This is a genomic window from Ciceribacter sp. T2.26MG-112.2 (assembly GCF_900492205.1).
GTDB lineage: Bacteria > Pseudomonadota > Alphaproteobacteria > Rhizobiales > Rhizobiaceae > Allorhizobium > Allorhizobium naphthalenivorans_A.
In genome coordinates this window covers 1-8909 of sequence record NZ_UEYQ01000045.1, presented here as the reverse complement: position 1 = coordinate 8909, position 8909 = coordinate 1, and the positions used below count along the sequence as shown (strand labels likewise).

Below are 8909 nucleotides of genomic sequence, written 5' to 3'. Positions count from 1 at the left end.
TTGTTGCCGTTTGAAGTGTGTAATCGCGCCGACGCCACGCTTTCCCAAGCGACTTCTGTAATCATCGTTTTAAGAGGCCGTGAGTCGGCTTCTAGTCAACACAACATCGGGTATGCACCTGTACGAACGGGATAAGCCTTTATGCGGAAGGTGACGCGATGCTTCTTCAGCGGCTTTGGGATTACATTAGTCACGCACGATATAGAATTGCTCTGAGAGCCCGCCTGATTATCGATATTTTAATCTTCGTGACGGGCGTCGTGGTGGTCATTTTTGGGGGATCTGGGTGGTCTGACATAGTAGGCGCAATTACTACGCTTGTTGGTGGATTGCTGTTACTTGACAATCTTAGGACCGCATGGAACGCCAATCTACAGACTCGTGTCGTAGAGAATGAAGATTTCTTCGAACTAATCAAAACAAGCCGTCTACCCAAGGGATTCAGGTTACAATATGGGGCACTTGGTGCCACAGATGAGATCCGCGGATTGAGCGCCGTAGTTGCTCGCCCCTATATTTCCAGTCAGGAGGTGAATGGGATTCTCGACAGTTCTCGGAATCCAGTCGTTCTAGATCCGGACACTTACCAAATACCGGCATCACTACAAGCTTTCAGAATTAGATGCATCAATATCAAGAAGCCCAATCGCAACGATCCGAAGCTTGGGCTGCGCACTGACGTTACAGTAGAGGCTTTGACGAGTAGACAGACCTTTACAATCCAAAAAACAGACTACTTCAGCGGCGCAGCGACCAACGAGATGGCCGCTGAACAGTTCGAATCTGTGCCGAAAACGCGGATAGGCCGCCCGACACTTACTTACGCTGTTTCGGATCTGGTAGTTCAAGACGGTGAGTTATTGGGGCTTTCGGAGAGTGCGCTTTCGAATCATATCGGGGTATCAACGATTGTTCTGACTGCGGACAATTACGTAGTGATCCAGGATCAGGGGCCGCAGGCTGTCTCTGGAAATGAAACGGCCGTTGGCGCTTCTGGATCATTGGATTTGAAAGACGTAAATGAAACCACGATCCAAGATCCGACCCTTCAGGGGCTTGTCAGATTTGGCATGGAGCGTGAAGCGAAAGAAGAACTATCTGCCAGTTTCAATACCGGCAGGAAGAACACTGTATTGACGGGATACGCCCGATATCTCGTTCGCGGAGGCAAACCGGAGTTCTTTGGCATTAGCCGAACAACATCTAATCTTGCCGAATTGAAGCCGACACGACCAGACATACGGTTTGTCTCCGGAATACGTGGGCGCGCCTTCGAAGCGTCTAACGAGGGGCTGATTCGGGCATTAGAGCAGCTTCTCGAAGAAGGCACCAACAGACGTCGGCGATACAGCCTCTCAATGGTGGTCAGCTTGCGGCTGGCTCTCAGCTACCTGTCTGCGAATGAGCTAAAAGCTAAGATATAACTCATGGGGTGGACACATATTCGTGTGTCCATCTAACGCGACGCTTTGAGTACCTCTTCGGAAACGCCCTCTCACCCATCCAGCCGTCCCATCAGCCTCCTTCCCCGCCCTGCAAGCTTCATAAGCCGCGCCAGTTCCGCGTCGAGGCGTTCGGCAGGCAGCTTTACACCCTTTCCTGCCAGTACCGCTTCACTGTCCACGGCAGCCCTGAGACCCGTCTAATCTGTAGATGGCCCACCGCGCCAAGACCCTATCGGGCGAAGCGCTTTGCCCCGGCGACGCAGGCCACCACGGCGGCGGTGACTGCGACCATGGATGCGCTCACCGCCTCGCCGAGCAGGCCGGCCGCCAGCACCAGGCCGAAGAAGGGCTGCAGCAGCTGCAGCTGGCCGACGGCGGCGATACCGCCCTGGGCAAGGCCGCGATACCAGAAGACGAAGCCAATCAGCATGCTGAACACCGAGACATAGGCAAGGCCGAGCCAGGCCGACTGGCCGGTTCCGGCAAAGGACGGCGGCATGGTGGCGAGCGCCAGCACCACCATGACCGGCAGCGAGAGCACGAGCGCCCAGGAAATCACCTGCCAACCACCGAGCGTGCGCGACAGTTTTGCGCCTTCGGCATAACCCAGCCCGCAGACGATGATGGCGCCGAGCATCAGCAGGTCGCCGACCGGCGAGGCCGTCACGCCCTGCAGCAGGGCAAAGCCCGCGACCAGCAGGCTGCCGAGCCCGGAAAACAGCCAGAAGGCCGGCCTTGGCCGCTCTCCACCGCGCAGCACCGCGAAGCTGGCGGTGGCGAGCGGCAGGAGCCCGACGAAGACGATCGAATGCGCCGAGGTGACGTGCTTGAGGGCCAGCGCGGTCAGCAGCGGAAAGCCGACGACGACGCCAAGCGCGACGACCACCAGCGAAATCATCTCGCCCGGCTTCGGCCATTTCTGCCGGAACAGCAGCAACAGACCGAGCGCCAGCGCGCCGGCGATGGCGGCCCGCGCCACGGTGAGGAACACCGGGTCGAAATCTGCCACCGCCACCCGGGTGGCGGGGAGCGAGCCGCTGAAGATCAGCACACCGAGAAAACCGTTGATCCAGCCGCTCGTCGTCTTGTCCATCAGAAATCCATCCTCGTCGATTGGCTCCGAGGATAGGCGATCGCGGATGGATTTCTCAGAGACAGTGCATTACAGTTTTGCCGAACTGTAATGGTCACGAGAGCAGTACACATGCTGGACAAGATCACACGCGACGACGAAGGCGACGGCGAAGACGGCACGCGCGTCGGCCGCGTCATGGGCGCCATCCGCCAGAGGATCGGCGGGCGCACGCTGGCGCCGGGGGCCAGGCTGCCGTCGATCCGCGGCTTTGCCAAGGTCATGGCGGTCTCCACCTCGACCGTGGTCGAGGCCTATGACCGGCTGGCGGCCGAGGGGCTGATCCAGTCGCGGCCGGGCTCCGGCTTCTATGTCGCGGGCCATCTGCCGCCGCTGGTGCTGGCCGAGATCGGCCCCAGGCTCGATCGCGCCGTCGACCCCTTCTGGGTGTCGCGGCAATCGCTCGAAGCCGGCGCGGACACGCTGACGCCAGGCTGCGGCTGGCTGCCGGCCGCATGGATGCCGCAAGACGAGCTGCGCCGGTCGCTGCGCCAGCTGACCCGGGCCGCCGACACGGTCCTTGCCGATTACGGTACGCCGCTCGGCCTGCCGCCGCTCCGCCAGCTTCTGTCGCGGCGCATGGCCGAGCGCGGCATCCAGGCTTCGCCGGACCAGATCATGTTGACGGAATCGGGCACGCAGGCGATCGACCTGCTCTGCCGCTTCCTGATCGAGCCGGGCGACACGGTGCTCGTCGACGACCCGTGCTATTTCAACTTCCTGGCGCTGCTGCGCGCCCACCGCGTCAAGGTCGTCGGCGTGCCCTATACGTCGACCGGCCCGGACATCGCGCTGTTTGCCGCGGCACTCACCGAACACCGGCCGCGCCTCTACATCACCAATTCGGCGCTGCACAATCCGACAGGTGCCACGCTTTCACCGGCGACCGCCCACCGGCTGCTCAAGCTCGCCGAGCAATCGGACCTCACCATCATCGAGGACGACATCTTTGCCGATTTCGAGCCCGAGCCGGCGCCGCGGCTTTCGGCCTTCGACGGGCTCGACCGGGTGATCCATATCGGCAGCTTTTCCAAGACGCTGTCGGCGGCGGCGCGCTGCGGCTTCATCGCCGCCCGTCCCGACTGGATCGAAGGGCTGATCGACCTCAAGATCGCCACGAGTTTCGGCGGCAATCCGGTCTCCGCCGAACTGGTGCTGAACATCCTGAAGGACGGGACCTATCGCAAGCACATCGCCACCTTGCGGGACCGCCTGTCGCGCGCCACGGGCGAGACCAACAAGCGGCTTCGGGCGCTCGGGCTCAAACCCTGGCTCGAACCGCGCGGCGGCATGTTCCTCTGGTGCCAGCTCCCGGACGGCCTCGACGCCGCGGACGTGGCGCGACGCGCGCTCGCCGACAAGATCGTGCTCGCCCCCGGCAATGTCTTCAGCGTCTCGCAGACGGCGACGCGGTTTTTGCGGTTCAATGTGGCGCAGTCCGGCGATCCGCGGGTGTTTGCGGCGGTGGAGAGGGTGATGCGGGGGTGATGGGGTAGGTCAATCACTACCGTGGGCGATTCTCCTTCACGTGGCGAGAGCGGACTATCGGCTTTCTAGACCGAGACTGCGATATCGGTCACCAAATGACAGGTCGAGGTAGTCAGCTCCGATCCATTCCGTTGACTTAAGTACTATCCAGTCTTCGAAAGCTGCCAGTCTTCTCCACCCAACCCTTCAGTGGAACAGATCCGGTCAGCTAGAAGCTCTTCTCGTACCTGCTCGCCGCGCTGCCGCCTCACCAATGATCACCGCCTCCTGCTTTGAATTGAACATCGCGGCCACCATTTCCGATCGAGTCGCCTCGTCCTCATCTTCTGTCCACGGCCAGATAAGGGGCAAAAGTCCATCGACTGGCAGGTCTGTATCTATCGAGTCGACAATAACGTACCAACGATTGCTCTTGGTATCGTACTTGTGCTTCGCTCCCAGTAGCTCCGCTGACCGAACGGCGTCCGCACTTCTCTCGCGCGTTACGACATAGGTTAGCCCACCTGTTGCCGTTTGTATCGAGAAAGCTTTCAGCGCCTTGCCCGTTTCGCGCACTTCCTCTCGCAAATCGAGGATGGTTGCAGACAGATCGGCGAGCGCCGCACCGGAAAAGTCATAGAGGTCGACGACGACACCGGCAAGGTTGGGGTCACCGTTCTTGAGCACAGCAAACAGCTCTGAGATCACGGGAATGTCCAGTTGCTCAAGGACTCCCAACGGGCGCTGCGCCTGGATCTTGAGGTCGGCTGCGATCATGAAGTCATCAATGACCGTGGCGAAGTCCCGATCAAGCATCATCCAGTCCACATCATCGGGCATCGCGAGCTTCGAGCGGATATGATATCCGAGAAAGTTGAATTCGCTGTCCGACACAACTTTGTCGAAATGCTGCGAGCGCGCCTGTAGGTAGAAAATCAACTCGATGGGTGAGGCAAGAATTCGAGTAACGCAATCCAGAAAGCCAAGATCCCAGATAACGGGCGGCACTTCATCGAAACGCTTCAGCAAGATCCCCGAAAGCTGCACGGCGGCGGGGAAATGATCGCTCAGGATCACCATGGGGAATAGCCGCGGCAGCGTTGGAAACTCAATCGTCCGGCCGTCGTCCGTCACACACCGAGCGCCGCGAGCAATGAACTCCGCGCAACTCAACGCCTGCCCATAGGGATCCTGCACCGCTCCTTTGAAATCCGTCTCAAGCGCGTCTTTGTCACCCGCTCGCGCCTTGAGCGATACGCGTTTAGACTTGGCCTGGCCCACAATAACGAACTCTCCGTAAGCAACGAGAACGTCTATTTCGCCAGCAATGTTCTTACCCTGATACAGTGTAACATTTTGGTGCACGTGCTCAGCCCCGAAGACTCGCTTCAGTAGGTGTGCACCGCTAGCCTCAAGAAAGCGCCCCCGGTTTCTTGAGGCGGTCTGCCGGTACGCCTTGTCGACAATCATCCAGTAGAACGGGCTTTCATAGACCGACTGAAATAGCCTGTGCTGGCTCGGCACGAAGATGAAATCGCCTATGTCTATCAAGGGCGCGATGCCGACCAAATTCACAGAGAAGGGATCGATAAAATCCAGGTTCGCGTTAGCTGCTGGCGTCGAGAACTTTGCCAGGAAGGCATCGATCTTAGGGCCGAAGCGCTTCTTTAGCGTCTCCTTGTTGATGAGAAGGCTACCAAAGGGCTCGCCCGCCTCCAGCAATCCAAGCGATTTGCGCCGGCCGGAATAGTCCATTTGTTGTGTAATGCGATCACCGATAAAGGTCGCGATCTCTAGGATTGGTCGGATTGAAATGCCTACATTCTGCAGCATCCATTCCTGATCACTGCGAAAACGATGCCGCGCAAGATTTTGAAACTGGTGCAGATAGAACCCGTCGGCACCATAGTAGATAGCCTCGCGCGCGACGCTTCCTATCACCTCCGAAGGCTCAGCCAAGGCTCCAGTCTCCCGGTCTATCCAAGGCGAGTCCTCATTGATCCGGTCGTGCAATTCTCGCAACAGCTTATCCACCTTGCCGGCGAACTGATCGTCGGACGGCAGGATGTTCCAGACCCTTTCCGAGCCCGATTGAACGGCGAGGCCGACAAGGAGCATTAGCTCGTTGGTGTTGAGCTTTTCCGTTGACCAGCGTTGGGCGGGGGCGTCCGTAACCCTCGCCTCGACCGTATCAACGGTCAGCACCCAATCGCGATAGATTATCGCGGCAATTGAGTGCAACGACCCATCGGCCTGCGCTAGGTCCTGTTGACAAAGTATGGCAGCCATATCCTGGCTGCGGCCAGGGCGAGGAATGCCGAGAAGGATTTTCGTGTCTTGTCGTATCGGGTGGCGACACGTCGGAACTGTTTGAGGCGGTTGAACATCCGCTCGATGCGGTTCCTGTCCTTGTAAGCCCGGAAGTCGCAGGCAGGCGGGTTCTTTCGGTTTGCTTTCGGCGGAATGACTGGTCTGATCCCGTGGATCAGGAGTTCCTCGCGCAGGAAGTCGCCGTCATAGCCTTTATCGGCAAGGAACAGCCTCGGCTTACTGACCGGTATCGCCAGCAGGTCCGGAACTGCGTTGTAGTCCGAAGCCTCCCCGCCCGTCAGGACGAAGCCAAGAGGGCGGCCCTGACCGTCTGCTCGGGCGTGGATTTTCGTCGTAAAGCCGCCGCGTGATCGACCAAAAGCCTCCTGATAAGTCCCCCTTTAGCGCCCGCAGCCTGAGAGTGGCCGCGAACCGTGGTGCTATCGATCATGTGCTGCCAGTCATCCGTCAGCCCCAGTTCAACGAGGGTCTCAAGCAGAGCGTCCCAAACGCCCTGTTCGGCCCAACGGCGGAAGCGCACATAGACGGAATTCCACTTTCCGTAGCGCTCATGCATGTCGCGCCAGGGGCATCCGACCCGAAGAACATGAAACATGCCGTTCAGGTATCGTCGATTATCGTGCGAGGGCCGGGACTTCCTGCCACGTTCGCTGGGCAACAACCCCTCGATGATCTGCCATTCCATATCCGTCAGGTCGCCGCGAGCCAAAACCGCCTCCCAAAAGGCAGTCTTGAATCATGCTTCCGCTGATTTGGGAATCCACTTTGTCAACAGGACCTAGCGTTCGCAAGTCGCTCATAATCTCGCCCATCGCTCGCGACGAGGGTCTGTCGTCTTCGGTACTTGGCATTCTAATATGCTATCCCGTAAGCAAACAGACCGGAAGTATCTATTCACGGTCGCTCCAACGGCTGAAACGGGACGGCAGCATTCACGTAAGCGTCAATGCGGTCTCAACGGCCAAAAGGAGGGCGTATAGCGGACGATTACAGCTCTCCTCCCGCCATCACCCTCCCCCCAGCCACCCGTCCCTCAACTCCACCCGCTCCACGCCCGCGAACCTCGCCAGCCGGACCAGCTCCGCCTCCAGCCGCTCCAGCCGTCCGGCGGAGGGTTTGACGCCCTTTTCCAGCCAGAGCCGTTTCACGTCGAGCACGCCTGCCTTGCGGTCCGCCTTCATGTCGATGCGGCCGATCAGGCGGTCGGATTCGAGCAGCGGGAAGACGTAGTAGCCGTATTCGCGCTTCGGTTCGGGCACGAAAATCTCGATGCGGTAGAAGAAGCCGAACAGCCGTTCGGTGCGGTTGCGGTCGCGGATCAGCGGGTCGAAGGGGCTTAAAGTGCGGATGCGGGCGGGCGGCTCGGGCGGAGTGAGGAGCGTGGGCAGGCTTTCGGCGAAAGCGAAAGAGGCGCGCGGCTTGCCGTCGACCGTCTCGATCAAGACCTCCTCCAGCTCGTCGCGGTGGTTCTCCACCCAGGCTTTCGCCTCCTGCGGGGTGACCAGATCGAAGAAGGCGGCGATTTCGCCATGGGTGGCGAAGCCCAGCCTTGTCAGCGCCTGCCGGCAGGCCCAGTCGACGAAGGCGTCGGGGTCGACCTCGGCTAAGAAATGTTCGGGCGGGATGACGCGCTCGGAAAGGTCGTAGACCTTCTGGAAATTGTCGCGCCCGGCGATCGCCAGCTTGCCGGTGTGCCAGAGGAATTCGAGCGCGGTCTTCGACGGATGCCAGTTCCACCAGCCGCCCGACTTGTGGTCCTCGGCCTTGACCTCGCGGGCCAGGATCGGGCCGCGTTCGCGGATCTTCTCATAGGTCTCGTCAAAGGCCTGGTCGAACCCCTCGCCCTGCCATTTCGCCCAGTTTTCCAGGATGCGGGCCTCGCGCCGCACGAAACGGTGCTTCCAGTAGGGAAAGAAGGCCGACGGGATGATCGAGGCGTCGTGCGTCAAGTGCTCGAAGAGCGTGCGGTCCTTTTCCAGAAGGGCCGTCAGGTGTTCCGGCCGGTAGGTCTGGTTGCGCGAGAAGAGGATCTGGTGATGGGCGCGCTCGACGGTCGCGATGCTGTCGACCTGGACGAAGCCGAGGTCGTGGATCAGGTCGTAGAGCCCGGCCTTGCCGAGCGCCCGCTGCGGCGGGCGGGACAGCCCCTGCCGCTCGAGGAAGATTTTTCGCGCCTGGGTGTTGGAGAGAGGAATCGCCATGGAGAGGGAGGGTAGAGGATGTTCATGATATGTTCAATGGGGTGGGGTGCGGGGTTTGGTGCTCCTGTTTCGCCGCAGGGTCGGGACAATTGCCCCTCACCCTAACCCGACCGGGGTCGAGCCGCGTGTCTCGACCCGTCCTTCGGACCCCCGCAAGCGGGGCGAGGGAGACGAAACGCTGCAGCAAGTTCCTTCTGCCCACTTGCGGCAGGGCGATCGGATATGGAACCTGCGGCGGCGCGGCATTCTTAACCCTCCCCCTTGTGGGGAGGGTGGCCGGCAGGCGGGAGGGGTTTTGCTGCGGAGCCAAGACCCCTCCCCAACCCCTGTCTC

The 8909-nt window shown here is 60.2% G+C and carries 6 protein-coding genes; 2 read left to right on the top strand and 4 right to left on the bottom strand.

From position 1 onward, the window contains the following. Positions 1-158 precede the first annotated feature (158 nt). A complete protein-coding gene (locus DYZ14_RS23570) occupies positions 159-1424 on the top strand; it encodes a hypothetical protein (protein ID WP_154722866.1) in 1266 nt (421 codons plus the stop codon). Between the two features lie 250 nt (positions 1425-1674). Here the strand turns inward: DYZ14_RS23570 and DYZ14_RS23565 are convergent, their stop codons facing one another. Continuing rightward, entirely contained in the window at positions 1675-2538 is an 864-nt protein-coding gene (locus DYZ14_RS23565) for a DMT family transporter (protein WP_154722865.1), read from the bottom strand. A 111-nt stretch (positions 2539-2649) separates the two neighbouring features. Here DYZ14_RS23565 and DYZ14_RS23560 point away from each other — a divergent pair, with 111 nt between their 5' ends. Further along, positions 2650-4065 carry an aminotransferase-like domain-containing protein gene (locus DYZ14_RS23560; RefSeq protein WP_154722864.1) on the top strand — a complete coding sequence of 472 codons (1416 nt, stop codon included), beginning with the start codon at positions 2650-2652 and terminating at the stop codon, positions 4063-4065. Between the two features lie 204 nt (positions 4066-4269). Here the strand turns inward: DYZ14_RS23560 and DYZ14_RS24235 are convergent, their stop codons facing one another. The 3 genes from DYZ14_RS24235 to DYZ14_RS23545 form a co-directional block, all read right to left on the bottom strand. Next, positions 4270-6333 (bottom strand): hypothetical protein, encoded by a 2064-nt coding sequence (locus DYZ14_RS24235; protein ID WP_195950103.1) that lies wholly within the window; start codon positions 6331-6333, stop codon positions 4270-4272. Next, positions 6303-7084, bottom strand: a protein-coding gene (locus DYZ14_RS23550) for an IS5 family transposase (RefSeq protein WP_226623038.1) whose coding sequence is annotated in 2 segments (ribosomal slippage) — positions 6303-6754 and positions 6754-7084 — 783 coding nt in all. Because the reading frame shifts where the segments join, the coding sequence is not laid out codon by codon here. Before DYZ14_RS23550 ends, DYZ14_RS24235 begins: the two co-directional genes overlap by 31 nt. Positions 7085-7382: 298 nt before the next feature. Beyond that, positions 7383-8576: a winged helix-turn-helix domain-containing protein gene (locus DYZ14_RS23545; protein ID WP_154722863.1), complete on the bottom strand. Its 1194-nt coding sequence runs from the start codon at positions 8574-8576 to the stop codon at positions 7383-7385. Positions 8577-8909 lie beyond the last annotated feature (333 nt).

Excerpts from the sequence above, each read along its gene's own strand:
- DYZ14_RS23560 (WP_154722864.1), top strand. The coding sequence starts at position 2,650 with ATGCTGGACAAGATCACACGCGACGACGAAGGCGACGGCGAAGACGGC.
- DYZ14_RS23545 (WP_154722863.1), bottom strand. The coding sequence starts at position 8,576 with ATGGCGATTCCTCTCTCCAACACCCAGGCGCGAAAAATCTTCCTCGAG.
- DYZ14_RS24235 (WP_195950103.1), bottom strand. The coding sequence starts at position 6,333 with ATGGCTGCCATACTTTGTCAACAGGACCTAGCGCAGGCCGATGGGTCG.
- DYZ14_RS23570 (WP_154722866.1), top strand. The coding sequence starts at position 159 with ATGCTTCTTCAGCGGCTTTGGGATTACATTAGTCACGCACGATATAGA.
- DYZ14_RS23565 (WP_154722865.1), bottom strand. The coding sequence starts at position 2,538 with ATGGACAAGACGACGAGCGGCTGGATCAACGGTTTTCTCGGTGTGCTG.